Origin of the sequence: Enterobacter sp. 198, from assembly GCF_009025585.1 — a bacterium.
Taxonomy (GTDB): Bacteria; Pseudomonadota; Gammaproteobacteria; order Enterobacterales; family Enterobacteriaceae; genus Enterobacter; species Enterobacter ludwigii.
Window position 1 is genome coordinate 17,081 of the sequence record NZ_WCIM01000030.1, and the last position, 26,000, is coordinate 43,080.

24 protein-coding genes are annotated in these 26,000 nt (G+C 55.4%); 20 read left to right on the top strand and 4 right to left on the bottom strand.

What is annotated here, in order from left to right; all coding sequences use genetic code 11:
- Positions 1-346 precede the first annotated feature (346 nt).
- From rpoE to acpS, 11 genes are all read left to right on the top strand, one after another.
- Positions 347-922 (top strand): RNA polymerase sigma factor RpoE, encoded by a 576-nt coding sequence (gene rpoE / locus F8561_RS18335; protein ID WP_006176728.1) that lies wholly within the window; start codon positions 347-349, stop codon positions 920-922.
- Positions 923-953: 31 nt separating this feature from the next.
- Positions 954-1,604 (top strand): anti-sigma-E factor RseA, encoded by a 651-nt coding sequence (gene rseA / locus F8561_RS18340; RefSeq protein ID WP_025203448.1) that lies wholly within the window; start codon positions 954-956, stop codon positions 1,602-1,604.
- On the top strand, positions 1,604-2,557 hold the full coding sequence (gene rseB / locus F8561_RS18345) for a sigma-E factor regulatory protein RseB (RefSeq protein WP_047955969.1): 954 nt from the start codon (positions 1,604-1,606) through the stop codon (positions 2,555-2,557). Before rseA ends, rseB begins: the two co-directional genes overlap by 1 nt.
- The gene (gene rseC, locus F8561_RS18350) at positions 2,554-3,030 is read left to right on the top strand and encodes a SoxR-reducing system protein RseC (RefSeq protein ID WP_014171217.1); all 477 of its coding nucleotides are present in this window, start codon (positions 2,554-2,556) and stop codon (positions 3,028-3,030) included. Before rseB ends, rseC begins: the two co-directional genes overlap by 4 nt.
- A 185-nt stretch (positions 3,031-3,215) precedes the next feature.
- Positions 3,216-5,015: a translation elongation factor 4 gene (gene lepA / locus F8561_RS18355; protein ID WP_014171216.1), complete on the top strand. Its 1,800-nt coding sequence runs from the start codon at positions 3,216-3,218 to the stop codon at positions 5,013-5,015.
- A gap of 15 nt (positions 5,016-5,030) precedes the next feature.
- Positions 5,031-6,005, top strand: coding sequence for a signal peptidase I (gene lepB / locus F8561_RS18360; protein WP_014171215.1), 975 nt, complete (start codon positions 5,031-5,033; stop codon positions 6,003-6,005).
- Between the two features lie 222 nt (positions 6,006-6,227).
- Positions 6,228-6,908: a ribonuclease III gene (gene rnc, locus F8561_RS18365; RefSeq protein WP_003860711.1), complete on the top strand. Its 681-nt coding sequence runs from the start codon at positions 6,228-6,230 to the stop codon at positions 6,906-6,908.
- Positions 6,905-7,810, top strand: a complete 906-nt coding sequence (gene era / locus F8561_RS18370; protein WP_014171212.1) for a GTPase Era — start codon at positions 6,905-6,907, stop codon at positions 7,808-7,810. Before rnc ends, era begins: the two co-directional genes overlap by 4 nt.
- Positions 7,811-7,821: 11 nt before the next feature.
- Complete coding sequence (gene recO / locus F8561_RS18375) at positions 7,822-8,529, top strand: DNA repair protein RecO (protein ID WP_014171211.1); 708 nt, start codon at positions 7,822-7,824, stop codon at positions 8,527-8,529.
- A gap of 77 nt (positions 8,530-8,606) precedes the next feature.
- On the top strand, positions 8,607-9,338 hold the full coding sequence (pdxJ, locus tag F8561_RS18380; RefSeq protein ID WP_014171210.1) for a pyridoxine 5'-phosphate synthase: 732 nt from the start codon (positions 8,607-8,609) through the stop codon (positions 9,336-9,338).
- Positions 9,338-9,718, top strand: coding sequence for a holo-ACP synthase (gene acpS / locus F8561_RS18385; RefSeq protein ID WP_014171209.1), 381 nt, complete (start codon positions 9,338-9,340; stop codon positions 9,716-9,718). Before pdxJ ends, acpS begins: the two co-directional genes overlap by 1 nt.
- On the opposite strand, the gene F8561_RS18390 is transcribed toward acpS, so the two are convergent.
- Positions 9,715-9,975, bottom strand: a complete 261-nt coding sequence (locus tag F8561_RS18390; RefSeq protein WP_020883006.1) for a YfhL family 4Fe-4S dicluster ferredoxin — start codon at positions 9,973-9,975, stop codon at positions 9,715-9,717. The two genes, acpS and F8561_RS18390, sit on opposite strands and share 4 nt — an antisense overlap.
- A gap of 56 nt (positions 9,976-10,031) precedes the next feature.
- Entirely contained in the window at positions 10,032-10,880 is an 849-nt protein-coding gene (locus tag F8561_RS18395) for a MurR/RpiR family transcriptional regulator (RefSeq protein ID WP_014171207.1), read from the bottom strand.
- Positions 10,881-10,998: 118 nt separating this feature from the next.
- Here F8561_RS18395 and murQ point away from each other — a divergent pair, with 118 nt between their 5' ends.
- Genes murQ through tadA form a run of 4 tightly spaced genes read left to right on the top strand, consistent with a single transcriptional unit; the run spans position 10,999 to position 14,468 of the window.
- The gene (gene murQ / locus F8561_RS18400; RefSeq protein WP_014171205.1) at positions 10,999-11,892 is read left to right on the top strand and encodes an N-acetylmuramic acid 6-phosphate etherase; all 894 of its coding nucleotides are present in this window, start codon (positions 10,999-11,001) and stop codon (positions 11,890-11,892) included.
- An 11-nt stretch (positions 11,893-11,903) separates the two neighbouring features.
- Complete coding sequence (locus F8561_RS18405) at positions 11,904-13,265, top strand: PTS transporter subunit EIIC (RefSeq protein ID WP_113656140.1); 1,362 nt, start codon at positions 11,904-11,906, stop codon at positions 13,263-13,265.
- Between the two features lie 3 nt (positions 13,266-13,268).
- Positions 13,269-13,904, top strand: a complete 636-nt coding sequence (gene yfhb, locus F8561_RS18410) for a phosphatidylglycerophosphatase C (RefSeq protein WP_020883009.1) — start codon at positions 13,269-13,271, stop codon at positions 13,902-13,904.
- A gap of 24 nt (positions 13,905-13,928) precedes the next feature.
- A complete protein-coding gene (gene tadA, locus F8561_RS18415) occupies positions 13,929-14,468 on the top strand; it encodes a tRNA adenosine(34) deaminase TadA (RefSeq protein WP_020883010.1) in 540 nt (179 codons plus the stop codon).
- On the opposite strand, the gene mltF is transcribed toward tadA, so the two are convergent.
- Positions 14,356-15,906, bottom strand: coding sequence for a membrane-bound lytic murein transglycosylase MltF (mltF, locus tag F8561_RS18420; RefSeq protein WP_151887760.1), 1,551 nt, complete (start codon positions 15,904-15,906; stop codon positions 14,356-14,358). The two genes, tadA and mltF, sit on opposite strands and share 113 nt — an antisense overlap.
- Before the next feature lie 267 nt (positions 15,907-16,173).
- Here mltF and purL point away from each other — a divergent pair, with 267 nt between their 5' ends.
- From purL to glnB, 5 genes are all read left to right on the top strand, one after another.
- The gene (gene purL, locus F8561_RS18425; RefSeq protein WP_059305944.1) at positions 16,174-20,061 is read left to right on the top strand and encodes a phosphoribosylformylglycinamidine synthase; all 3,888 of its coding nucleotides are present in this window, start codon (positions 16,174-16,176) and stop codon (positions 20,059-20,061) included.
- A 534-nt stretch (positions 20,062-20,595) separates the two neighbouring features.
- Entirely contained in the window at positions 20,596-22,023 is a 1,428-nt protein-coding gene (gene qseE / locus F8561_RS18430) for a two component system sensor histidine kinase QseE/GlrK (RefSeq protein ID WP_059305945.1), read from the top strand.
- Position 22,024: 1 nt separating this feature from the next.
- Complete coding sequence (qseG, locus tag F8561_RS18435; RefSeq protein WP_151887761.1) at positions 22,025-22,774, top strand: two-component system QseEF-associated lipoprotein QseG; 750 nt, start codon at positions 22,025-22,027, stop codon at positions 22,772-22,774.
- The gene (glrR, locus tag F8561_RS18440; RefSeq protein ID WP_078774703.1) at positions 22,771-24,108 is read left to right on the top strand and encodes a two-component system response regulator GlrR; all 1,338 of its coding nucleotides are present in this window, start codon (positions 22,771-22,773) and stop codon (positions 24,106-24,108) included. The genes qseG and glrR overlap by 4 nt, the downstream gene beginning before the upstream one ends.
- Before the next feature lie 80 nt (positions 24,109-24,188).
- On the top strand, positions 24,189-24,527 hold the full coding sequence (glnB, locus tag F8561_RS18445) for a nitrogen regulatory protein P-II (RefSeq protein ID WP_003860685.1): 339 nt from the start codon (positions 24,189-24,191) through the stop codon (positions 24,525-24,527).
- A 95-nt stretch (positions 24,528-24,622) separates the two neighbouring features.
- Here the strand turns inward: glnB and hmpA are convergent, their stop codons facing one another.
- Positions 24,623-25,813, bottom strand: a complete 1,191-nt coding sequence (gene hmpA / locus F8561_RS18450; RefSeq protein ID WP_049023208.1) for an NO-inducible flavohemoprotein — start codon at positions 25,811-25,813, stop codon at positions 24,623-24,625.
- Positions 25,814-26,000: the final 187 nt, after the last annotated feature.

The window sequence follows — 26,000 nt, forward strand, 5'->3', positions numbered from 1 at the left end:
GAGTTGTAACCGCTAAACTCGAAGCGGAGGATTAAAACCACGTAAAAGAAAGAAAATATTTTGCGAAGCAGATCGTTAGCGTCAGATTTTGTGGTGAAATAAAGACTGGGTTGCGTTACTCTTCTGGCGGGAAAAGAGATGTTTCTTGTCATAAAGTGGTGCGTATCGTGAACAGACTTATAATGAGAGAAAATGAACAGTCTGCGGCGCGATGAACAAAAACAAAGGCGTTACGGAACTTATTGAAGATCAGACACTCTAATTCGGTGCTTGCTCAAAGTGCGGTTTTTTAAGAGTGGCGTTTCGATAACGCGTGGAATTTAGGTTTGGGGAGACATTACCTCGGATGAGCGAGCAGTTAACGGACCAGGTCCTGGTTGAACGGGTCCAGAAGGGAGATCAGAAAGCCTTTAACTTACTGGTGGTGCGCTACCAGCATAAGGTGGCGAGCCTGGTTTCCCGCTATGTACCGTCAGGCGATGTACCTGATGTAGTACAAGAGTCTTTTATTAAGGCCTATCGCGCGCTGGATTCATTCCGGGGAGATAGTGCTTTTTATACCTGGCTGTACCGTATTGCGGTCAATACGGCAAAGAATTATCTGGTCGCTCAGGGCCGCCGTCCGCCTTCAAGTGATGTGGACGCAATCGACGCCGAAAACTTCGAAAGTGGCGGTGCGCTGAAAGAAATTTCGAACCCTGAGAACTTAATGTTGTCAGAAGAACTGAGACAAATCGTTTTTCGCACGATCGAGTCGCTCCCGGAAGATTTACGCATGGCAATTACGTTACGGGAGTTGGATGGTCTGAGCTATGAAGAGATAGCCGCCATCATGGATTGTCCGGTCGGCACGGTACGTTCACGTATTTTCCGTGCGCGAGAAGCAATTGATAATAAAGTTCAACCGCTTATCAGGCGTTGACGATAGCGGGATACTGGAAAAGGTATTAGGCATGCAGAAAGAAAAACTTTCCGCTTTAATGGATGGTGAAACGCTGGATAGTGAGCTGCTCAACGAGCTGTCTCATTCTCCCGAAATGCAAGAGACCTGGGAGAGTTATCATCTCATCCGTGACACCCTTCGCGGTGACACCGGCGAGGTTCTCCATTTCGATATCTCAGCTCGCGTGATGGCGGCCATTGAAAATGAGCCTGTCCGTCAGACCACTCCGCTGATTCCTGAAGCTCAACCTGCGCCTCACCAGTGGCAGAAAATGCCGTTCTGGCACAAGGTGCGTCCGTGGGCCAGCCAGCTCACCCAAATGGGTGTGGCTGCATGCGTATCGCTTGCAGTTATCGTTGGCGTCCAGCACTATAATACTCAGTCTGAAACTAATCAGCAGCCAGAAGCGCCAGTGTTCAACACACTGCCGATGATGGGCAAAGCCAGCCCGGTAAGTTTGGGTGTTCCGGCTGATGCATCCGCCAGCGGCGGCCAGCAACAGCAGGTTCAGGAGCAACGCCGTCGCATTAATGCGATGTTGCAGGATTACGAGTTGCAGCGTCGTCTGCACTCTGAACAGCTTCAGTTTGAGCAGGCACAAACCCAGCAAGCGGCTGTGCAGGTGCCCGGAAACCAAACTTTAGGAACGCAATCGCAGTAATGAAGCAACTTTGGTTCGCCATGTCTCTGATGGCGGGTAGCCTGTTCTTCTCTGCCAACGCCTCGGCTGATGTTTCATCCGGGGCGTTGTTGCAGCAAATGAATCTGGCCAGCCAGTCACTCAATTACGAGTTGGCATTTATCAGTATCAATAAGCAGGGCGTCGAGTCGTTACGATACCGCCATGCCCGTCTTGATAACCAGCCGCTCGCCCAGCTTTTACAGATGGATGGCCCGCGTCGGGAAGTTGTCCAGCGTGGTAACGAAATCAGTTATTTCGAACCCGGTCTGGAGCCTTTCACGCTGAATGGCGATTATATCGTCGATTCTCTGCCATCGCTTATCTACACCGACTTCAAACGTCTTGCGCCTTACTATGACTTCATTTCGGTAGGGCGTACGCGCATTGCGGACAGACTGTGTGAGGTGATCCGCGTTGTTGCCCGTGACGGAACGCGCTACAGCTATATCGTCTGGATTGACGCCGAAACCAAGCTGCCAATGCGTGTAGACCTGCTTGACCGTGATGGTGAAACGCTGGAACAGTTCCGCGTTATCTCCTTTAGCGTGAACAATCAGGTGGGTAATAGCATGCAGAATCTGGCGAAAGCCAGCCTGCCGCCGCTGCTTTCGGTACCGGCGGGTGATTCCGTCAACTTCAACTGGGTTCCTTCCTGGATCCCGCAAGGGTTTAGCGAAGTCTCCAGCAGCCGTCGACAACTGCCAACCATTGAAACACCGGTTGAATCGCGTCTTTATTCCGATGGTTTGTTCAGTTTCTCGGTGAACATTAACCGCGCATCGGCAAACAGTTCTGAACAAATGCTTCGTACCGGACGCAGGACGGTCAGCACCACGGTTCGCGATAACGCAGAGATCACCATTGTGGGTGAATTACCGCCACAAACGGCGAAGCGTATTTCCGACAGCATTAAATTCAGGACTGCACAATGATTAAAGAGTGGGCTACGGTCGTATCGTGGCAGAATGGCATTGCGCTGGTGAGCTGTGATGTTAAGGCCTCATGCAATAGCTGTGCTTCCAGAGCCGGTTGCGGTAGCCGCGTGCTGAACAAGCTCGGGCCGCAAACCTCGCATACCATTTCCGTGCCAAGCGATCGGCCGCTGATGGTGGGGCAAAAGGTGGAGCTGGGAATTGCAGAAGGTAGCCTGCTCACGTCCGCCATGCTGGTTTATCTCTCTCCGCTGGTGGGGCTGTTTGTTATGGGCGGCGTATTCCAGATGCTGTTTGGTACCGATGTGGCCGCCATGTGCGGTGCTGCATTGGGCGGCGTAGGGGGATTCTGGCTGGCCAAAGCTCTCTCCCCGAAGCTTGCCGCACGCGAAGAATGGCAGCCTGTTATTCTCAGCGTTGGGCTGGCACCCGACCAGCTTCGTGTTGAGACGCTCTCTTCTGAGGCCCGGTGATCCATCGGGCTTTGTCCTTTTTTACGTCCTAAAACAGAAAACGTCATTTCTTCACGCTATACCTGGCGCTAAGTACATTTCCAGGTAACGGGGATGTAGTGTAGAATGCGGCGTTTTCGCACTGAAAAACGTCAGGCTAAGAACAGCGGCCTCCAGGAATTCGTAAGGCATAATTATTTAACTATATGAAGAACATACGTAACTTTTCGATCATTGCTCACATTGACCACGGTAAGTCGACGCTGTCTGACCGTATTATCCAGATTTGCGGTGGCCTGTCTGATCGTGAAATGGAAGCCCAGGTTCTGGACTCCATGGACCTGGAACGCGAACGCGGTATCACCATCAAAGCGCAGAGCGTTACGCTTGATTACAAAGCGGCTGATGGCGAAATCTACCAGCTGAATTTTATCGACACCCCAGGCCACGTTGACTTCTCCTATGAAGTTTCACGCTCGCTGGCGGCCTGTGAAGGCGCGCTGCTGGTTGTGGATGCCGGGCAGGGCGTTGAAGCCCAGACTCTGGCAAACTGCTACACCGCGATGGAAATGGATCTCGAGGTTGTGCCGGTTCTGAACAAAATTGACCTGCCAGCTGCCGATCCTGAGCGCGTAGCGGAAGAGATTGAAGATATTGTCGGCATCGACGCGACCGATGCGGTGCGCTGCTCCGCTAAAACGGGCGTGGGCGTGACCGACGTGCTGGAACGCCTGGTGCGTGATATCCCGGCACCAGAAGGTGACCCGGATGCCCCGCTGCAGGCGCTGATCATCGACTCCTGGTTTGATAACTACCTGGGCGTTGTCTCGCTGGTGCGTATTAAAAACGGCACCATGCGTAAAGGCGACAAAATCAAGGTAATGAGTACTGGCCAGGTTTACAACGCTGACCGTCTGGGTATCTTCACGCCGAAACAGGTTGACCGTACCGAGCTGAAATGTGGCGAAGTAGGCTGGCTGGTCTGCGCCATTAAAGACATCCTCGGCGCGCCAGTGGGCGATACCCTGACCGGTGCACGTAACCCGGCAGACAAAGCGCTGCCAGGCTTTAAAAAGGTTAAACCGCAGGTTTACGCGGGTCTGTTCCCGGTCAGCTCTGACGACTATGAAAACTTCCGTGATGCGCTCGGCAAGCTGAGCCTCAACGATGCTTCCCTGTTCTATGAACCAGAAAGCTCCACGGCGCTGGGCTTCGGCTTCCGCTGCGGCTTCCTTGGTCTGCTGCACATGGAGATCATCCAGGAGCGTCTGGAGCGTGAATACGATCTGGATCTGATCACCACGGCACCGACCGTTGTGTACGAAGTGCAGACCACCAACAAAGAGATCGTCTACGTCGATAGCCCGTCCAAGCTGCCGCCGCTGAACAATATCGAAGAACTGCGCGAGCCCATTGCAGAGTGTCATATGCTGCTGCCGCAGGAGTTCCTGGGTAACGTTATTACGCTGTGTATTGAGAAGCGTGGCGTACAGACCAACATGGTTTACCACGGTAATCAGGTTGCGCTGACGTACGAAATCCCTATGGCGGAAGTGGTCCTCGACTTCTTCGATCGTCTGAAGTCTACCTCTCGTGGCTATGCGTCACTGGATTACAACTTCAAACGCTTCCAGGCGTCTAACATGGTGCGTGTGGACGTGCTGATCAACGGCGAGCGTGTGGATGCGCTGGCACTGATCACTCACAACGACAATGCGCCATACCGTGGCCGTGAGCTGGTTGAGAAGATGAAAGAGCTGATCCCGCGTCAGCAGTTTGATATCGCGATTCAGGCCGCCATCGGTAACCACATTATTGCCCGTTCTACTGTGAAACAGCTGCGTAAAAACGTTCTGGCGAAATGCTACGGCGGTGACGTCAGCCGTAAGAAAAAGCTGCTGCAGAAACAGAAAGAAGGTAAGAAGCGTATGAAGCAGGTCGGTAACGTCGAACTGCCGCAGGAAGCATTCCTTGCCATCCTTCATGTTGGTAAAGACGGCAAATAACCCTAAGGAGTTGGCATGGCGAACATGTTTGCCCTGATTCTGGTCATTGCTACCCTGGTGACAGGTTTGTTGTGGTGTCTGGATAAGTTTATTTTCGCCCCAAAACGCCATGAACGTCAGGCTGCCGCACAGGCAGCCACTGGCGATGGGCTGGACGCGAAAACCCTGAAGAAAGTCGGCCCGAAACCGGGCTGGCTGGAAACCGGGGCATCGGTATTTCCGGTGCTGGCGATTGTGCTGGTTGTCCGCTCGTTTATTTACGAGCCGTTCCAGATCCCGTCTGGTTCAATGATGCCAACGCTGCTGATTGGCGATTTTATTCTGGTTGAGAAGTTTGCCTACGGGATTAAAGATCCGATCTACCAGAAAACGCTGATCGAAACCGGTCATCCAAAACGTGGCGACATCGTGGTGTTTAAATACCCGGAAGATCCGCGTCTGGATTACATCAAGCGTGCAGTGGGTCTGCCGGGTGACAAAGTCACCTACGATCCGGTGGCGAAAGAAGTTACCGTTCAGCCTGGCTGCAGCTCCGGTACCGCGTGTGAAAACGCGCTGCCAATCACTTACTCAAACGTTGAGCCAAGTGATTTTGTGCAGACCTTTGCTCGCCGTAACGGCGGTGAAGCGACCAGCGGTTTCTTCCAGGTGCCCAAAGGCGAGACCAAAGAGGACGGTATTCGCCTGGTTGAACGTAAAGAGACGCTGGGTGATGTGACCCACCGTATCCTCACCGTGCCAATCGCGCAGGATCAAGTGGGGATGTACTACCGGCAGCCAGGCCAACAGCTGGCCAGCTGGATCGTACCACCGGGACACTACTTCATGATGGGTGATAACCGCGATAATTCCGCGGACAGCCGTTACTGGGGCTTTGTGCCGGAAGCGAATCTGGTAGGTAAAGCGACCGCTATCTGGATGAGTTTTGAGAAGCAGGAAGGCGAATGGCCGACCGGCGTTCGCCTGAATCGTATCGGCGGGATCCATTAATTCTCATTAAATGAACGCGTAGCCGCGTTAATTAGCGGCTACGTGAATTATTTCAGCGATAAATCTCTTTGGACTAACGACATCCCCTGTCGTTGTGTATAGAATATTCCCCCGAAGTTTAAGGTTGGCCCTGCAAGGGTGCCACGGCACACGAAACCGCGTTGGTCTTCTCAGGTCGGTTTCGTGTGCTGCATTTTTGACGCATTCATTTACTGGTATCGCATGAACCCCATCGTAATTAATCGGCTTCAACGGAAGCTGGGCTACACTTTTCATCATCAGGAGTTGTTGCAACAGGCATTAACCCACCGCAGTGCCAGCAGCAAGCATAATGAGCGCCTCGAGTTCCTGGGTGACTCTATTTTAAGTTTCGTGATCGCGAATGCGCTTTATCATCGTTTCCCACGTGTGGACGAAGGTGATATGAGCCGCATGCGCGCGACGCTGGTTCGGGGTAATACCCTGGCGGAAATCGCTCGTGAATTTGAACTGGGCGAATGTCTGCGACTTGGGCCGGGTGAACTGAAAAGCGGCGGCTTCCGTCGTGAATCTATTCTTGCCGACACGGTCGAAGCATTAATTGGTGGTGTGTTCCTGGACAGCGATATTCAGACCGTAGAAAAGCTGATCCTTAACTGGTATCAAACCCGTCTGGACGAAATCAGTCCGGGCGATAAACAAAAAGATCCGAAAACGCGTCTGCAGGAATATTTGCAGGGTCGCCACCTCCCGCTGCCATCCTATCTGGTGGTACAGGTGCGGGGCGAAGCGCACGATCAGGAATTTACCATCCATTGCCAGGTCAGTGGCCTGAGTGAACCGGTGGTCGGCACAGGTTCTAGCCGTCGTAAGGCTGAACAGGCTGCCGCCGAACAGGCGTTAAAAATGCTGGAGCTGGAATGAGCGAAGAAAAAACGTATTGCGGGTTTATTGCCATCGTCGGACGTCCGAACGTTGGCAAATCTACCCTGTTGAATAATCTGCTTGGGCAGAAAATTTCCATTACTTCCCGTAAGGCGCAGACCACGCGTCACCGCATCGTCGGTATCCACACGGAAGGCGCCTATCAGGCGATCTACGTTGATACCCCGGGCCTGCACATGGAAGAGAAGCGCGCCATCAACCGCCTGATGAACAAGGCGGCGAGCAGCTCTATTGGCGACGTAGAGCTGGTGATTTTCGTGGTGGAAGGCACCCGCTGGACGCCTGACGACGAAATGGTGCTCAACAAACTGCGCGACGGTAAAACGCCGGTGATCCTTGCGGTCAACAAAGTGGACAACGTGCAGGAAAAAGCCGATCTGCTGCCGCACCTGCAGTGGCTGGGAAGCCAGATGAACTTCCTTGATATCGTCCCGCTGTCTGCCGAGACCGGTCTGAACGTCGATACCATCGCAGGCATCGTGCGCAAACATCTGCCGGAAGCGATTCATCACTTCCCGGAAGATTACATCACCGATCGTTCTCAGCGCTTTATGGCCTCTGAGATCATCCGTGAAAAACTGATGCGTTTCCTTGGCGCGGAACTGCCGTACTCCGTAACGGTTGAGATTGAACGTTTTCAGACCAACGAACGCGGCGGCTATGACATCAACGGCCTGATCCTCGTTGAGCGTGAAGGGCAGAAGAAGATGGTGATCGGCAACAAAGGTGCCAAGATCAAAACCATCGGCATTGAAGCGCGCAGAGACATGCAGGACATGTTTGAAGCCCCGGTTCACCTTGAACTGTGGGTGAAGGTGAAATCAGGCTGGGCCGATGATGAGCGTGCATTGCGCAGCCTCGGTTACGGCGACGACGTCTAAGACTGAACATCGTGGATGGATGGCAGCGTGCCTTTGTCCTCCATAGCCGTCCGTGGAGCGAGACCAGCCTTATGCTGGACGTTTTCACGGAAGAGTCGGGCCGTGTGCGCCTTGTTGCTAAAGGCGCACGTTCCAAACGCTCCGGCCTGAAGGGCGCCTTACAGCCTTTCACTCCGCTGCTGGTACGCTTCGGCGGGCGTGGGGAAGTCAAAACCCTGCGCAGTGCCGAGGCCGTCTCTCTGGCGCTCCCCCTTTCTGGTATCACGCTGTACAGCGGTCTCTATGTCAACGAACTCATCTCACGTGTTCTGGAGCATGAGACTCGCTTCTCTGAACTTTTCTTTGATTACCTGCACTGTATCCAGGCGCTGGCCGGCGCAACCGGTACGCCCGAACCTGCCCTGCGTCGTTTTGAGCTGGCGCTGCTTGGACATCTGGGCTACGGGGTCGATTTTTTGCATTGTGCAGGGAGCGGAGACGAGGTAGAGGATGCGATGACCTATCGCTACCGTGAAGAAAAAGGCTTTATCGCCAGCGTCGTGATAGATAACAGCACTTTTACCGGGCGACAGCTTAGAGCGCTGTATGCGCGCGAGTTTCCCGATCAGGATACCCTTCGCGCAGCAAAACGCTTTACCCGGATTGCGCTCAAGCCGTATCTTGGCGGCAAGCCCTTAAAGAGCCGCGAATTGTTCAGGCAGTTTATGCCGAAACGTTAACGTATCAGACCCTCGCTCCAGCCCTCTCACTGAGGGAGAGGGAGGCAGGGACACGAACTAAAATACCGAGGATTGTCATGGCTGAATTACTGTTAGGCGTCAACATTGATCACATCGCCACGCTGCGTAATGCACGCGGCACGGCTTATCCCGATCCGGTTCAGGCGGCGTTCATCGCTGAGCAGGCTGGCGCCGATGGCATTACCGTTCACCTGCGTGAAGACCGCCGTCATATTACCGACCGCGATGTGCGCATTCTGCGTCAGACGCTGGACACCCGCATGAACCTGGAGATGGCGGTCACGGAAGAGATGCTGACGATTGCCTGCGAGACGAAGCCGCATTTCTGCTGCCTGGTACCGGAAAAACGTCAGGAAGTGACCACCGAAGGGGGCCTGGACGTGGCGGGTCAACGCGACAAAATGCGTGATGCCTGCAAGCGTCTGGCTGAGGCGGGTATCCTGGTCTCTCTGTTCATCGACGCCGATGTAGCACAGATCAAAGCGGCTGCCGAAGTGGGCGCGCCCTATATTGAAATTCATACCGGCTGTTACGCTGATGCGAAAGATGAAACTACGCAGGCCAAAGAGCTGGAGCGTATCGCCAATGCGGCCACCTATGCCGCGAGCCTGGGTCTGAAAGTTAACGCCGGGCATGGCCTGACCTACCATAACGTCAAGGCCATTGCAGCCCTGCCGGAAATGCATGAGCTGAATATCGGCCACGCTATTATTGGCCGTGCGGTAATGAGTGGCCTGAAAGAGGCGGTCTCAGAAATGAAACGCCTGATGCTGGAAGCGCGTCAGTAATGGCTATTCTGGGCTTAGGCACCGATATCGTTGAAATAGCCCGCATTGAAGCGGTGATCGCCCGTAGCGGCGATCGCCTGGCACGACGCGTGCTGAGCGATAACGAATGGGCCATCTGGGAGACGCATCAGCAGCCGGTACGTTTTCTGGCCAAGCGCTTTGCCGTCAAAGAGGCGGCAGCCAAAGCCTTCGGCACCGGTATTCGTAACGGTCTGGCGTTTAATCAGTTTGAAGTGTTTAACGATGAGCTGGGTAAACCGCGCCTGCGTTTATGGGGTGAGGCGCAAACGCTGGCAGAGAAACTCGGCGTAAATCACATGCACGTGACGCTCGCGGATGAACGCCACTACGCCTGCGCGACGGTGATTATCGAAAGTTAAAGTTTGTCCGCGTGATGCAGCAGGACAAATTTATCCCAAAGCTGCTCTTCGCTCTCGACGTGTGCCGGATCTTTCAGGATGGTATTGGGGATTGGGCACACTTTCTGACAGGTCGGCGTTTCGTAGTGGCCGATGCATTCAGTGCAGCGGTCGCTGTTAATCTCATAAATGCTCTCGCCCATCGAAATCGCCTGGTTCGGGCATTCCGGTTCGCACATATCGCAATTGATGCATTTTTTGGTGATTAACAGCGCCATCAGGAAATTCTCAGAAACAACACAAACAGGGCGGGAATTATACGCTCATTACCTGTTCAAACCAGTTTTTTTACCAGCTCTTCACTGTGCCGGATACGCTCTGGCGCGTGTTCCAGATCCTGTTGCACCAGGGCCATAAACAGAAGGTCGGTCAACATCATTTGCGCACTTGTCGAGGAGATCGCCGCGCTGCGCGTGGCCTGCTCTTCCGCGATAGTATATAAACAGCGCGTAGCCCGCTGCTGCAGCGCGTTGGGAGTAAACCCGGTGATGGCCAGAATCTTACCGCCTACGCGTAAGGCTTCATCGGTAGCCATATTGATCTCGCGGCGTTCGCCGGAATAGGAGATCGCCAGCAGCAGATCGTTAGCATCCATCGCCTGCACGGTCGCCAGCAGGGCGTGCATATCCTGCTCGACAATGGCGTTGTAACCTATTTTTGTCAGCTTCCAGCCAAAGTTACGTGCCACCAGTCCGGACGCGCCTATCCCGGTCAAAATAATACGTCGCGCTGCACGCAACATCGCCACGCTTTCCAGTAATTTTTCTTCGGTATTCACATCAAGGGTGGCATGCATGGCCGCGACATTCTCTTTGATGAGCTTCTCTCCCACCAGACGCATCGGGTCATCGCCACGAATCTGATTATGCACCGGCATCGACTGCGGGTTGGGGTTACTCACCAGCGCTTCGCTAATCGCCAGCTTGAGAGCCGGGAAGCCTTTAAAGCCAATCTTCTGGGCAAATTTCACCACGCTCGACTGACTCACTCCGGCCTCACTCGCCAGCTGCTGCGAGCTGAGATGGCGGGCATGGTCGGGCTGAGAGAGCAGAAAATCCGCCAGCTTTTTATCGCTTTGAGCAAAGCCTGCATAACGCTGGCGAATGCGAATTAAACAGTTCATAGGTTCTCCTGGCGAAATTGTGATTGTCTGCGCAAATACGAATTTTGCTCGCCTGAATGAATTTTATATTCCATTATAGTGAGATTATTATGAATTAAAAATTCTTGAGGTACAAAAGATGAATCTTGGCTCACTTGTTTCTGAAACGCGTAACCCACAAACCATGGATCTGGATGCGCTCAGCACCCTGGAGCTGGTTAACCGTTTTAATCAACAGGATACGCTGGTCGCGCAGGCAGTGAAAGAGACATTACCCGAGGTGGCGAAAGCTGTCGATGCGGCGGCGGAAGCACTGAAGGCCGGTGGTCGCATTATCTACATGGGCGCCGGAACCAGCGGGCGTCTTGGTGTGCTGGATGCCTCTGAATGTCCGCCAACGTTTGGTGTGCCGCACGGTCTGGTGGTCGGGTTGATTGCTGGCGGCCCTGGCGCGCTGCTGAAAGCCGTGGAAGGAGCGGAAGACAACAAACAGCTCGGCGAGGATGACCTGAAGGGGCTAAATCTGACCGCTCAGGATCTGGTTGTTGGGCTGGCGGCCTCCGGGCGTACGCCGTACGTTATCGGCGGTCTGGAGTATGCCAACAAGACGGGCTGCACCACGGTGGCGATTTCCTGTAATCCTGGCTCGCCGATTGCGCAGGTCGCTGCTATCGCTATCTCTCCGGTTGTCGGCCCGGAAGCGTTAACCGGCTCTACGCGCCTGAAATCCGGCACCGCGCAAAAGCTGGTGCTCAACATGATCTCCACTGGCGCGATGGTGAAGTTTGGCAAGGTTTATCAGAACCTGATGGTGGATATGCAAGCGACCAACGTCAAGCTGGTGGACAGAGCCTGCCGTATGGTCATGGAGGCGACGGGAGCAAGCCGCGAAGAGGCGGAAGCGGTACTGAAACAAACCGATCACGATGTTAAACCGGCCATTCTGATGATCCTGAGCGGACTGGACGCTGCGGCCGCCAGAGCAAGGCTCAATGCCCATAACGGGTTCTTACGGGCGGCATTAGAAAACTAACAGAGGCGTGTATGGACAAAACAGCAGCGCTCGCCAGCGATATCCTGCAGGGGATCGGTGGGGAAAAAAATATTCAGCGTCTGGAAAATTGCATGACGCGCGTGCGCGTCGAGGTGCATAACGACGAGCAGCTTGATGTGCCGCGTCTGAAGCAGCTTTCCGGCGTGAGTGGTTACGTTAAACAGGGGCAACAGCACCAGCTGATTGTCGGGCCGGGAAAGGCGGCGCAGGTTGTGGATGCCATGCGTGCGCTGATGGTCGGCGGCGAAAGCGTGGCGATCGATGACGTCGAACGTACGAAGGCGCAGGCAAAGGCCCGATACAAAGCCCCCATGAGCGATGCGCTGCGACAACTGGCCAACGTCTTTATTCCGCTGATCCCGGCGTTTATTGCCTCTGGCTTAATCACCGGGATCATCAATATTCTTAAGCGTCCGGATATCGTAGGGGACTTCGCGACCCAGTATCCTAATTTATTAGGCATTCTCGGGATTTTCGGCAGCGCCGTGTTTGCCATCATGAACATTCTGGTGGGGGTCAACACCGCGAAGGTCTTTGGCGGCTCGCTGGCCATGGGCGGAGTGATGGCAGGTATTCTGTCCAGCCCACAGCTGGCGCAGATAACCCTGTTTGGTGAGGCGCTCCAGCCTGGCCGCGGCGGGGTGATTGCCGTGCTGCTGGTGGTCATCCTGATGTGCTGGCTCGAGAAGAAACTGCGCACCCTCCTGCCTGGATCAATTGAGCTGATCCTCAATCCACTGTTAACGACATTGATCACCGGCAGCGTGGCTATTGTGGCGTTGCAACCGCTGGGGGGCTGGATCTCTGAGGCCATCGCCCATGGCGCATCGCTGGCTATCGATCGCGGCGGTCTGTTAGTGGGTGCCGTGCTGTCAGGCACCTTCTTGCCGCTGGTACTGACCGGTCTGCATCAGGGGCTGGTGCCGATCCACGTCGAGCTGGTGCAGGCGCACGGTTACAACGCGCTGCTGCCCATCCTGTCGATGGCTGGCGTGGGGCAGGTCGGGGCGGCGATTGCCGTACTGATGAAAACCCGCAACGCGCGGCTGAAAAAAGTGATCAAAGGTGCGCTGCCGGTCGGATTACTCGGAATTGGCGAGCCGCTGATTTTCGGCGTCACGCTGCCGCTGGGGAAACCGTTCCTCGGTGCTTGCCTGGGAGGGGCGGTAGGCGGAGCGCTGATCAGCTACTGGAAAGTGGCAACGGTGATCACCTTCGGGATCTCCGGGCTGCCGCTGGCGCTCACCATCGTGACCGGAAAAGTTATGCTCTATCTGTTAGGCTATCTGGTAGCGGTGATCGCCGGGTTCCTGTTTACCTGGCTGTTAGGATTCAACGATCCAGAGGAGTAAGGTTTGGCAAATCACGAGCGTCGCGTTGTTTTTTTCGACCTGGACGGTACGCTGCATCAGCAGGATATGTTTGGTACGTTTATGCGCTACCTGCTGCGGCGTCAGCCTTTGAATGCGCTGCTCGTATTACCTCTGTTACCCGTAATTGGCATTGCGCTGCTGCTAAAAGGCCGGGCAGCGCGCTGGCCAATGAGCCTGTTGCTCTGGGGCTGTACCTTTGGACGCAGCGAAGCGCGGCTTAAACAGCTTCAGCAGGATTTTGTGCACTGGTTTCGCGGACATGTGACCGCGTTTCCGGTTGTTCAGGCAAGGCTTACCAGCTATCTCGACGCGAACGATGCCGACATCTGGTTGATTACCGGATCCCCGCAAGCGCTGGTGGAACAGGTCTATTATGATACCCCGTGGCTGCCGCGGGTGAATCTTATCGCCACGCAAATTACCCGCGGGTACGGCGGATGGGTACTGACCATGCGCTGCCTGGGACATGAAAAGGTGGTGCAACTGGAGAAGCGAATCGGTACGCCACTGCGTCTTTACAGCGGCTACAGCGACAGTAAGCAGGACAACCCACTGCTCTATTTTTGCCAGCATCGCTGGCGCGTCACGCCCGCAGGCGAACTTCAGCAACTCGAATAGTCTTATCTATAGCGGGTGTGTATAATGCCGCCCGCTTTTAGACTGGAGTATCAACCGTTGTGCAACCCTGAACGCGATCATGAATACTGGATGCGCCATGCGCTTACGCTTGCCCAGCGCGCCTGGGACGAGGGGGAAGTGCCCGTGGGTGCTGTGCTTGTCCACAATAACCAGGTGATAGGGGAAGGGTGGAACCGCCCGATTGGCCGTCACGATCCGACTGCGCACGCTGAAATCATGGCCCTTCGTCAGGGCGGAATGGTGCTGCAAAACTATCGTCTGCTTGATACCACGCTGTATGTCACGCTTGAGCCGTGCGTTATGTGTTCCGGCGCGATGGTGCATAGCCGTATCGGCACGCTGGTCTTTGGCGCGCGGGATGAAAAAACCGGAGCGGCCGGTTCGCTGATGGACGTACTGGGACACCCGGGGATGAACCACCAGGTGCAGACTATCGGTGGGGTACTTGCACCAGAGTGTGCGGGGCTATTAAGTGATTTCTTTCGAATGCGCCGTCAGCAGAAAAAGCAACAAAAGGCAGAATTGAAGTTGTCGGGCGAGTAAGTTCGTCCGGTGCCACCACCGGATAACTCTGGACCAGCTGATTTGCCTCTGCCGCCTCTTTTTCCTTCTCCAGCAGATAACCCACCAGGCTAATCTGATATTTACGGATATTTTCCACGTAGGCGTAGGCTTCATGCCCGCGCGCGTAACCGTAGGTCAGCTTGTTATACCACGGCTTCTGGCTCAGCAGCGGCAGGCGCTGTTTTACGTCTGACCAGCTGTCCGGGTTACCTTTCGTTTTCGCCGTCAGCGCGCGCGCGTCAAGCATGTGCGCGTAACCCATATTGTAGGCTGCCAGCGCAAACCAGATCCGTTCCTCTTCAGGCACCGTCTCCGGCACTTTGCCCATCATATCCTGCAGATACCGTGCGCCGCCGCTGATGCTCTGTTCTGCATCGGTGCGGTCGGTCAGCCCAAGGCTCTGAGCGGTATTTTTAGTGAGCATCATTAAGCCGCGAACGCCAGTGGGCGAGGTGGCCTGAGTATCCCAGTGGGATTCCTGATACGAAATCGCTGCCAGTAATCGCCAGTCGATCTCCTGGGCATATTTCTCAAATAACGGCTGCAGGTCTGGCAGCACGCTATCGACTGCGCGCAAGAAGCTTCGGGTGTCGACGTAATCAAAATCGTCACCGTGGCCGAGGTATTTCTCTTCCAGACGCGCCAGCGTACCGTCTTCATTGATGGTGTTGAAGAAATCAAGCATCGCCGCAGAGAGGGTCTGATCGTCATCAAGCTGGCTAAACCAGGTCACCGGCTGTTCGTCTGTCACGTCCAGCGCCACCGCGATTTCGGGGTGCACGCGCTGGAAAAGGCTGATCGCGACCGAATCAGCGATGGTATAGGGCAGTTTTTTATCTTTTACCTGGTCCAGCAGCTCAGTCGTACCGAGCTTAGGATCAACCGTCCAGCTCAGGTCCGGGAATTTCTTCTCCTTGAGCTCACGCAGATCGTCAATCACGACGTGGCCCGGGGCGATGGTCAACTGTTGAGCATTAATCGCCGCCAGCGTTCGCGGGCGCAGGCTCCCGACCCGGTAGACCAGCTGTTGCGAAACGGAGTAGTAGGTTGGGCCTGGCTGATAGCTCTTGCTGCGCTCGCTGTTGTACACCAGCCCGGCCGCAAGGATATCGGCATCGTTGTTATCCAGGTCATCAAACAGCTGGCTGATATTCTGACGGACGGTAATTTTGAGCTTCACGCCAAGATAGTCGGCAAACTGTTGCGCCAGTTCATAATCCAGGCCAATCGTTTTGCCGTTAATGTCGCTGTAAATCAGCGGCGAGTTAAGGGTACTGACGCGCAATTCCCCCCGCTTCTGTATGGCGGCGATACGGTTTTCGGCTTTACCGAACCAGGGGATGGAAGGCCAGAGGGCCACTGCCAGCAGCAACGTTACAATGCCGATGAGCAGATAATTAATCTTTAATTTTTTCAATTAGTTAATTCTCTGCGACGCCGGGTGCCTCAGTATGCTGTAGCCATGTTAAGAATAAGGTTTGCCATTGAATGAGCGGCATTTTGCGTAAAGTTACGCCACTTGGCAACAAATTAGAGAGAGAGGTCACATCTATTGTTAAACGTAAACGTTGATTTTATTTCGACGCAAACGGTTTCGTCGACGCTCAGGATTCTCTATAATGACGCCCGTTTTCCCCCCTTGCGCACACTGTAAGCGCCCCGGCGCTTCGAAGACGAGAGACTTATGATGGAAATTCTGCGTGGTTCGCCTGCACTGTCTGCCTTCCGTATCAATAAACTGCTGGCACGTTTTCAGGCAGCCGACCTTCCGGTAAGCAATATTTACGCTGAGTATGTCCATTTTGCTGACCTGAATGCACCCCTGAATGCAGAGGAGCGAGTACAGCTGGAACGCCTGCTCAAATATGGTCCAAGCCTGAGCAGCCATACGCCAACCGGCAAACTGATCCTTGCGACGCCTCGTCCAGGCACCATCTCCCCCTGGTCTTCCAAAGCCACCGACATCGCCCACAACTGTGGTCTGAACCAGATTAACCGTCTGGAGCGCGGCGTGGCGTACTACGTTGAAGCGTCTACCCTGACCGATGCGCAGTGGCAAACCGTTGCCGCTGAGCTGCACGATCGCATGATGGAGAGTGTCTTTGCCTCTCTGGACGATGCGCAGAAACTCTTCTCCCACCATCAGCCTGCGCCGGTACAGAGCGTCGATTTGCTGGGGCAGGGCCGTCAGGCGCTGATTGACGCCAACCTGCGTCTCGGTCTGGCACTGGCAGAAGACGAAATTGACTACCTGCAGGATGCGTTTGTTAAGCTGAACCGCAACCCGAACGACATCGAACTTTACATGTTCGCTCAGGCAAACTCTGAGCACTGCCGTCACAAGATTTTCAACGCCGACTGGATTATCGACGGTGAAGAGCAGCCGAAGTCGCTGTTCAAAATGATTAAAAACACCATGGAAAAAACGCCTGACCACGTGCTGTCTGCTTACAAAGACAACGCCGCGGTGATGGAAGGTTCTGACGTGGGCCGCTTCTTCGCCGATCGCGAAGCAGGGCGCTATGATTTCCATCAGGAGCCGGCGCATATCCTGATGAAAGTCGAAACGCATAACCACCCGACGGCGATCTCGCCGTGGCCGGGTGCGGCGACCGGGTCTGGCGGAGAAATCCGCGACGAAGGCGCAACCGGACGGGGTGCTAAACCAAAAGCCGGTCTGGTGGGTTTCTCCGTCTCCAACCTGCGCATCCCGGGCTTTGAGCAGCCGTGGGAAGAGGATTTCGGCAAGCCGGAACGTATTGTGACCGCGCTGGATATCATGACCGAAGGCCCACTGGGCGGGGCGGCGTTCAACAATGAATTTGGACGTCCTGCGCTGAACGGTTACTTCCGTACCTACGAAGAGAAAGTGGAGAGCCACAACGGCGAAGAGCTGCGCGGCTATCACAAACCGATCATGCTGGCTGGCGGAATCGGTAACATTCGCGCCGATCACGTGCAAAAAGGCGAGATCGTAGTCGGTGCGAAGCTGATCGTCCTGGGGGGCCCGGCTATGAACATCGGCCTGGGCGGCGGGGCTGCCTCCTCTATGACCTCCGGTCAGTCTGATGCGGATCTCGATTTTGCATCCGTACAGCGTGATAACCCGGAGATGGAACGCCGTTGCCAGGAGGTCATTGACCGCTGCTGGCAGCTGGGTGATGCCAACCCCATCCTCTTTATTCACGACGTAGGCGCGGGTGGTCTGTCCAACGCCATGCCGGAGCTGGTCAGTGACGGTGGTCGTGGCGGTCGTTTCAACCTGCGCGACATCCTGAGTGATGAGCCAGGCATGAGCCCGCTGGAAATCTGGTGTAACGAATCCCAGGAACGTTATGTTCTGGCCGTCGCTGCCGATCAGTTGCCGCTGTTTGACGAGCTGTGCCGCCGCGAGCGTGCCCCGTATGCCGTCATCGGTGAAGCGACCGAAGCGCTGCACCTGTCCCTGAGCGACACCCATTTCGACAACCAGCCGATCGATCTGCCGCTGGACGTGCTGCTCGGCAAAACGCCGAAGATGACCCGCGACGTTGAGACCCGTAAAGCAGCTGGCAAAGCGCTGGATCGTCAGGGCATTACCGTGGCTGACGCGGTCAATCGCGTTCTGCACCTGCCGGCCGTGGCGGAGAAAACCTTCCTGGTCACCATCGGCGACCGTACCGTGACCGGTATGGTGTCGCGCGATCAGATGGTTGGCCCGTGGCAGATCCCGGTGGCTAACTGTGCCGTCACCACCGCGAGTCTCGACAGCTACTACGGTGAAGCGATGGCGCTGGGCGAACGTACCCCGGTCGCTCTGCTGGACTTCGCCGCGTCTGCTCGCCTGGCCGTTGGTGAAGCACTGACCAACATTGCCGCAACGCAGATTGGCGACATTAAACGTATCAAACTTTCCGCGAACTGGATGGCCGCAGCGGGCCACCCGGGCGAAGATGCGGGCCTGTATGAAGCCGTGAAGGCGGTGGGTGAAGAGCTCTGCCCGGCACTTGGCCTGACCATTCCGGTGGGTAAAGACTCCATGTCGATGAAGACCCGCTGGCAGGAGGGTAACGAGCAGCGCGAGATGACCTCTCCGCTGTCGCTGATCATCTCCGCGTTTGCCCGCGTAGAAGATGTGCGCCATACCGTGACGCCACAGCTGGTGACTGAAGATAACGCCCTGCTGCTGATTGACCTGGGTAAAGGCCATAACGCACTGGGAGCGACCGCACTGGCGCAGGTTTATCGTCAGCTGGGTGATAAGCCGGCAGATGTACGTGATGTGGCGCAGTTAAAAGGTTTCTACGACGCCATCCAGGCCCTGGTGGCACAGCGTAAACTGCTGGCCTACCACGACCGTTCCGACGGCGGCCTGCTGGTTACTCTGGCTGAGATGGCCTTCACCGGGCACTGCGGCGTTGAAGCGAACATCGCGACGCTGGGCGAGGATCGTCTGGCGGCGCTGTTTAACGAAGAGCTGGGCGCGGTGATTCAGGTGCGTGCCGCAGATCGTGACGCGGTTGAAAGCGTACTGGCTCAGCACGGCCTGGCAGATTGCGTGCATTATCTGGGTAAAGCTGTGCAGGGCGACCGCTTTGTCATTGAAGCGGATGGCCACGCGGTGTTCAGCGAGAGCCGTTCTACCCTGCGTATGTGGTGGGCTGAAACCACCTGGCAGATGCAGCGCCTGCGTGACAACCCGGAGTGTGCCGATCAGGAACACAATGCGAAGGCTAACGACAACGATCCTGGCCTGAACGTGAAGCTCTCCTTCGACATCAACGAAGATATCGCCGCGCCGTACATTGCGACCGGCGCGCGTCCGAAAGTGGCCGTACTGCGTGAGCAGGGCGTCAACTCCCACGTTGAGATGGCTGCTGCCTTCTACCGTGCGGGCTTTGATGCCATCGACGTTCACATGAGCGACCTGCTGGCCGGGCGTACCGGTCTGGAAGATTTCCAGGCGCTGGTCGCCTGCGGTGGTTTCTCTTACGGCGATGTGCTGGGGGCAGGTGAGGGTTGGGCGAAGTCCATCCTCTTCAACAGCCGTGTCCGCGACGAGTTTGAAACCTTCTTCCACCGTCCGCAAACGCTGGCGCTGGGCGTATGTAATGGTTGCCAGATGATGTCCAACCTGCGCGAGCTGATCCCCGGTAGCGAAGCCTGGCCGCGCTTTGTGCGTAACCAGTCTGACCGCTTTGAAGCGCGTTTCAGCCTCGTGGAAGTGACCCAAAGCCCGTCTCTGCTGCTGCAGGGCATGGTAGGGTCGCAGATGCCAATCGCCGTTTCCCATGGCGAAGGCCAGGTTGAAGTGCGCGATGCAGCTCATCTGGCTCAGCTTGAAAGCAAAGGCCTGGTGGCGCTGCGCTTTGTCGATAACTTCGGCAAGGTGACAGAATCCTACCCGGCTAACCCGAACGGTTCGGTGAACGGTATCACTGCGGTGACCAGCGAAAGCGGTCGTGCGACCATTATGATGCCGCACCCGGAACGAGTGTTCCGTACCGTGAGCAACTCCTGGCACCCGGAAAACTGGGGCGAGGACAGCCCGTGGATGCGTATCTTCCGTAATGCGCGTAAACAGCTAGGTTAAGCGTACCGCTACTCCCACAGCAGGCCCGGTGCGCGAAAACGCCACCGGGCTTTTTTGTGCCTGTCGCAAAACCGCGACAATCCGCTATTCGTGGTGTCTCCAAAAGGAGACATTTAACTCATTGAATTGTATAGGGTGTGGTGGGTTGTCGTTAAGGTGTTGCTTTTTAGCGACACTTAGCCTGGAAATCATTCAGCGGGCAATTAACGGCATAGTTGCATAAAATACATAAATATCAACAAGATAATTTATTGTTTTGCATTATGGCACGAGTGTTGCATAATATTAATCAGTGGCTCATTCACCTTCTTATGTCAGCCCCTTCGGGACGTGCTACATAAACTTCGAATGACGCACAAAAAGGTGCCTGCTGTCCAACTACTGATCATAGCGTTGCTTTATCAGGCCAGGGCGAAACGTCGAGTTAGGCACCGCCTCATTCCATGACAAAGCCGGGTTTTTACCCGGCTTTGTTGTATCTGAAGGGCAGACTCAGTTACGCTCTCCTCAAACCCCGATAAAGAGAGTAATGCGTTGAAACGCTGGCCCGTTTTTCCTCGTTCCCTGCGACAGCTTGTCATGATGGCCTTTCTGCTGATCCTGCTGCCTTTGCTGATCCTGGCATGGCAGGCGTGGCAGAGTCTCAACGCGTTGAGTGCGCAGGCGGCACTGACTAACCGCACGACGCTGATCGACGCCCGACGCAGTGAAGCGATGACTAACGCCGCGCTGGAGATGGAACGCAGCTATCGGCAGTACTGCGTGCTTGACGATCCTACTCTGGAAAAGGTCTATCAGAATCAACGTAAACGCTACAGTGAAATGCTGGACGCCCATGCAGGGGTGCTGCCGGACGATAAGCTTTATCAGGCGTTACGTCAGGATTTGAACGATCTGGCGCAACTGCAGTGTAAGAACAGCGGCCCGGATGCCGCAGCGGCTGCCCGTCTGGAAGCCTTTGCGAATGCCAATACCGAGATGGTGCAGTCTACCCGCACGGTTATCTTCTCGCGCGGGCAACAGCTGCAGCAGGAGATTGCGGAACGTGGCCAGTTCTTTGGCTGGCAGGCGCTGGTGCTGTTCCTCGTCAGCCTCGGTCTGGTTCTGCTCTTTACCCGCATGATCATCGGCCCGGTGAAGGGTATCCAGCGCATGATTAACCGCCTGGGCGAGGGGAAGTCTCTCGGGGATACGGTCGCCTTTAAAGGCCCGCGCGAGTTGCGCTCCGTTGGCCAGCGCATTATCTGGCTTTCTGAACGTCTGGCATGGCTGGAATCCCAGCGCCATCAGTTCTTGCGCCATATTTCCCATGAGCTTAAAACGCCGCTTGCCAGCATGCGCGAAGGAACGGAACTGCTGGCAGATGAAGTGGCGGGGCCGCTTACGCCCGAACAGAAAGAGATTGTCGACATCCTGGATGCCAGCAGCCGCAATCTGCAAAAGCTGATTGAGCAACTGCTGGACTACAACCGCAAGCTGGCGGATGGCGCGGTGGTGCTGGAAAACGTTGATATCGAGCCGCTGGTGGATATGGTGATCTCCGCCCATAGCTTGCCAGCAAGAGCTAAAATGATGCATACCGGGGTGGAGCTCAGTGAGCCAGCCTGCCTCGCGGAACCGATGCTGTTGATGAGCGTTCTGGATAATCTTTACTCCAATGCGGTGCACTATGGTACTGAATCCGGTAACATTTATATCCGAAGTTATACGAATGGTTCACGGGTGTTTATTGACGTCGCTAACACCGGCACTCCAATCCCTGATGACGAAAAAACCATGATCTTTGAACCCTTTTTCCAGGGAAGTCATCAGCGGAAAGGGGCGGTAAAAGGAAGTGGGCTGGGCCTGAGTATTGCCCGGGACTGCATACGACGCATGCAGGGTGAGCTGAAAATTGCCACGGACGAACGGTCAGATGTTTGCTTCCGTATTGAACTGCCCCTGAGCCGGAAAAATCAATGAAATGAATCTATGTCTGGTGAGTATGTCACACGTCTTTTCCCGCGCCGTGCGCGCGGTGTTTTCCAGCAATATGTTTCGCCTGAGCCTGCCCTGTTTATTTCTGGCGGGCTGTGTTTCCCATGTGCCGCAAAGTGCGATTAGCGATAAACAACAAGATAAATGGCCAGATAATCAGCTGGCAGATTTCCTGTCGACCCGCTGTGACGACATCTGGAATCTGTCGGGGCATGACGTCGAGAGCAATCCGCTGTTCTGGCTACGTGGAATAGATTGCGCCCAGCGTCTGGCGCCGGTTGAGGCGCGCTCGCAAGCGGCGATGCTCAGTGACGATACCTGGCAGGACGCGTTCAAGCGCGGGATTTTACTCGCGGATGCGAAAATCACCCCCGTCGAGCGTCGCACCAACGTCACGCGGCTGGACACGTTTGTCGGAAATCTTCCGGCGCAGGTGCGCCCGGTGTATCAGCTCTGGCGTGATGGTCAGGCGTTACAACTGCAGTTGTCTGAAGAGCGTTTTCGCTACAGCAAATTACAGCAATCCACCGACAGCGAGCTTGATACGCTGCGCCAGCAGGAGCAGCACTTGCGTGCTCAACTGGATACCACGACACGCAAGCTTGAAAACCTGACCGACATCGAAAGACAGCTCTCGACGCGTAAACCGGCCGGAAATTATCTGCCTGACGCGCCAAAAGGGTCAGCCGCGGCGCCAGACGGTGATGCGCAGAAACAAGAGGATGTGAAGCCATGACAAGCCGAAAACCTGCCCATCTCTTACTGGTGGATGACGATCCGGGGCTGTTAAAGCTGCTGGGGATGCGTCTGGTCAGTGAAGGCTACAGCGTGGTGACGGCTGAAAGCGGGCAGGAGGGGCTGAAAGTCCTGGGCCGCGAGAAGGTTGATCTGGTGATTAGCGACCTGCGAATGGATGAAATGGATGGCCTGCAGCTGTTCGCGGAGATCCAGAAGCAGCAGCCTGGCATGCCGGTGATCATCCTGACGGCGCATGGATCAATTCCGGATGCCGTTGCCGCGACGCAGCAGGGGGTATTCAGCTTCCTCACCAAGCCGGTAGATAAAGATGCCCTCTATAAGGCTATCGACAGCGCGCTTGAGCACGCGGCTCCGTCGAATGATGAAGCGTGGCGGGAGTCTATCGTCACCCGCAGCCCGATTATGCTGCGTCTGCTCGAACAGGCCCGGATGGTGGCACAGTCAGACGTTAGCGTGCTGATTAACGGCCAGAGCGGTACCGGGAAAGAGATCCTTGCCCAGGCTATCCATAACGCCAGCCCGCGCAGCAAAAATGCCTTTATCGCGATTAACTGTGGTGCGCTCCCTGAACAACTGCTTGAGTCTGAACTGTTTGGTCATGCCCGCGGGGCGTTCACCGGGGCGGTGAGCAGCCGGGAAGGGCTTTTCCAGGCGGCAGAAGGCGGCACACTTTTCCTGGACGAGATTGGCGATATGCCGGCACCGCTGCAGGTCAAATTGCTGCGTGTTTTGCAGGAGCGAAAAGTGCGCCCCCTCGGCAGTAACCGCGATATCGATATTAACGTGCGTATCATTTCGGCCACGCACCGCGATTTACCAAAAGTCATGGCGCGCAACGAGTTTCGTGAAGATCTCTACTACCGTCTGAACGTGGTGAATCTGAAAATTCCGGCACTGGCCGAGCGGGCGGAAGATATTCCGCTGCTGGCAAACCATCTTTTGCGCCAGGCGGCCGATCGGCATAAGCCTTTTGTCCGGGCGTTTTCTACCGATGCGATGAAACGGCTGATGGCCGCAAGCTGGCCGGGCAACGTGCGCCAGCTGGTGAACGTTATTGAACAGTGCGTGGCGCTGACCTCGTCACCCGTCATTAGCGACGCGCTGGTGGAGCAGGCGCTGGAAGGGGAAAACACCGCGCTGCCGACGTTTGCAGAAGCGCGTAATCAGTTCGAACTGAACTATCTGCGCAAACTCCTGCAGATAACCAAAGGCAACGTAACCCATGCGGCGCGTATGGCCGGGCGCAACCGTACCGAGTTCTACAAGCTGCTCTCCCGCCATGAGCTGGAAGCAAACGATTTTAAAGAGTAGTACCGCAAAATCTGAATGAGTATGATACTGTGAGCAACCGATTACGAAGCAGCTTACAGGCAAGAGTTTAAGGACCCACCATGAAAAAGATTGATGCGATTATTAAACCTTTCAAACTGGATGATGTGCGTGAAGCGCTGGCGGAAGTGGGCATCACCGGGATGACAGTGACGGAAGTGAAAGGTTTTGGTCGCCAGAAGGGCCACACCGAACTTTACCGTGGCGCAGAGTACATGGTGGACTTTCTGCCAAAAGTGAAAATTGAAATCGTGGTGAGCGACGATATCGTGGATACCTGTGTGGATACCATTATCCGTACGGCGCAGACCGGCAAAATTGGCGACGGTAAAATCTTCGTCTTTGATGTGGCACGCGTGATCCGTATCCGTACCGGTGAAGAAGACGACGCCGCGATTTAATCGTCAGTACCTGATTCCTGATTCAGCCGGGTGGCGCTATGCTTACCCGGCCTGCAAAATCTCACCGGCCGGGAAAGTGTAGCGCCATCGGGCGATTACAGTACTTTATGCGGCCCGAAACATTCGTAATGAATGTTGTCTTTATTCACACCCAACTCCACCAGCTGCTTCGCGGCATACTGCATAAACGCTACCGGTCCGCAGACGTAAAACTGCATCTCCGGCGCGCTGAATGCCCCCTCGTGCTGACTCAAATTCATCAGACCTTCGCTGTCAAAGCGTGCGGCTGCACGGTCGGCATCCGTTGGCAGACGATACCAGGTATGGGCGGTAAAGCGTGGCAGACCGGAAGCCAACGTATTCACTTCATCGGCAAACGCGTGCACTTCACCGTTCTCGGCGGCGTGGAACCAGTTTACCTGCGCGCTGTGGTTTGATTTAGCGAGGGTGTCGAGCATCGCCAGCATTGGCGTCTGGCCCACCCCGGCTGAGATCAGGGTAACCGGCGTATTCGCCTCAACCGCCATAAAGAAGTCGCCCGCAGGCGCGGCCAGATGAACCACATCACCCACGTTAGCCTCGTTATGCAGCCAGTTTGATACCTGGCCGCCATCTTCGCGTTTTACGGCAATGCGATAACGTTTACCGTCTGGTTTGCGGGTCAGGGAGTACTGGCGAATCTCCTGGTGCGGGAAACCTTCAGGCTTCAGCCACACGCCCAGATACTGCCCCGGCTGATAATCAGCGACCGGCTTGCCATCCACCGGCTCGAACTCAAAACTGGTGATGAGCTGGCTGCGCGGCGTTTTCTCGACGATGCGGAAAGCGCGGGTACCTTCCCAGCCGCCTGCCTTACTGGCGTTTTCGCTGTAGATCTGTGCTTCACGGTTAATGAACACATTTGCCAGCACGCCGTAGGCTTTCCCCCACGCATCCAGCACCTCCTGGCCCGGGCTAAACATCTCATCCAGTGTGGCCAGCAGATGGCCGCCGACGATATTGTACTGCTCCGGTTTGATCTGGAAGCTGGTGTGCTTCTGCGCAATTTTTTCCACGGCAGGCAGCAACGCCGCCAGGTTTTCGATATTACTGGCGTAGGCTGCGATGGCGTTGAACAGGGCTTCGCGCTGGTCGCCGTTACGCTGGTTGCTCATGTTGAAAATCTCTTTCAACTCCGGGTTATGCGTAAACATACGATCGTAGAAATGGGCGGTGAGTTTCGGGCCGGTTTCGACCAGCAGGGGAATAGTGGCTTTAACTGTGGCGATGGTTTGAGCGTCGAGCATAGCAGCGTCCTTCAGTGGTGTTTTTAATGATGTATTTTAAATGCATCTTATAAAAAATACCCCTGCGTTGTAAATGGTTCTTTGCAACGTGAAAAATATGCATCACAAACCTGAAAAGAAATCCGTTGAAAATGATGAGGGCTTTATTCCTCAAACCCTTGCGTGGCGGGTAGGAAAACGTTTGCGT

Bases quoted from the DNA above. Each gene is read 5' to 3' on its own strand.
- rpoE (WP_006176728.1), top strand. From the start codon at position 347: ATGAGCGAGCAGTTAACGGACCAGGTCCTGGTTGAACGGGTCCAGAAG.
- rseA (WP_025203448.1), top strand. From the start codon at position 954: ATGCAGAAAGAAAAACTTTCCGCTTTAATGGATGGTGAAACGCTGGAT.
- rseB (WP_047955969.1), top strand. From the start codon at position 1,604: ATGAAGCAACTTTGGTTCGCCATGTCTCTGATGGCGGGTAGCCTGTTC.
- rseC (WP_014171217.1), top strand. From the start codon at position 2,554: ATGATTAAAGAGTGGGCTACGGTCGTATCGTGGCAGAATGGCATTGCG.
- lepA (WP_014171216.1), top strand. From the start codon at position 3,216: ATGAAGAACATACGTAACTTTTCGATCATTGCTCACATTGACCACGGT.
- lepB (WP_014171215.1), top strand. From the start codon at position 5,031: ATGGCGAACATGTTTGCCCTGATTCTGGTCATTGCTACCCTGGTGACA.
- rnc (WP_003860711.1), top strand. From the start codon at position 6,228: ATGAACCCCATCGTAATTAATCGGCTTCAACGGAAGCTGGGCTACACT.
- era (WP_014171212.1), top strand. From the start codon at position 6,905: ATGAGCGAAGAAAAAACGTATTGCGGGTTTATTGCCATCGTCGGACGT.
- pdxJ (WP_014171210.1), top strand. From the start codon at position 8,607: ATGGCTGAATTACTGTTAGGCGTCAACATTGATCACATCGCCACGCTG.
- acpS (WP_014171209.1), top strand. From the start codon at position 9,338: ATGGCTATTCTGGGCTTAGGCACCGATATCGTTGAAATAGCCCGCATT.
- F8561_RS18390 (WP_020883006.1), bottom strand. From the start codon at position 9,975: ATGGCGCTGTTAATCACCAAAAAATGCATCAATTGCGATATGTGCGAA.
- F8561_RS18395 (WP_014171207.1), bottom strand. From the start codon at position 10,880: ATGAACTGTTTAATTCGCATTCGCCAGCGTTATGCAGGCTTTGCTCAA.
- murQ (WP_014171205.1), top strand. From the start codon at position 10,999: ATGAATCTTGGCTCACTTGTTTCTGAAACGCGTAACCCACAAACCATG.
- F8561_RS18405 (WP_113656140.1), top strand. From the start codon at position 11,904: ATGGACAAAACAGCAGCGCTCGCCAGCGATATCCTGCAGGGGATCGGT.
- tadA (WP_020883010.1), top strand. From the start codon at position 13,929: ATGCCGCCCGCTTTTAGACTGGAGTATCAACCGTTGTGCAACCCTGAA.
- purL (WP_059305944.1), top strand. From the start codon at position 16,174: ATGATGGAAATTCTGCGTGGTTCGCCTGCACTGTCTGCCTTCCGTATC.
- qseG (WP_151887761.1), top strand. From the start codon at position 22,025: ATGAATCTATGTCTGGTGAGTATGTCACACGTCTTTTCCCGCGCCGTG.
- glrR (WP_078774703.1), top strand. From the start codon at position 22,771: ATGACAAGCCGAAAACCTGCCCATCTCTTACTGGTGGATGACGATCCG.
- glnB (WP_003860685.1), top strand. From the start codon at position 24,189: ATGAAAAAGATTGATGCGATTATTAAACCTTTCAAACTGGATGATGTG.
- hmpA (WP_049023208.1), bottom strand. From the start codon at position 25,813: ATGCTCGACGCTCAAACCATCGCCACAGTTAAAGCCACTATTCCCCTG.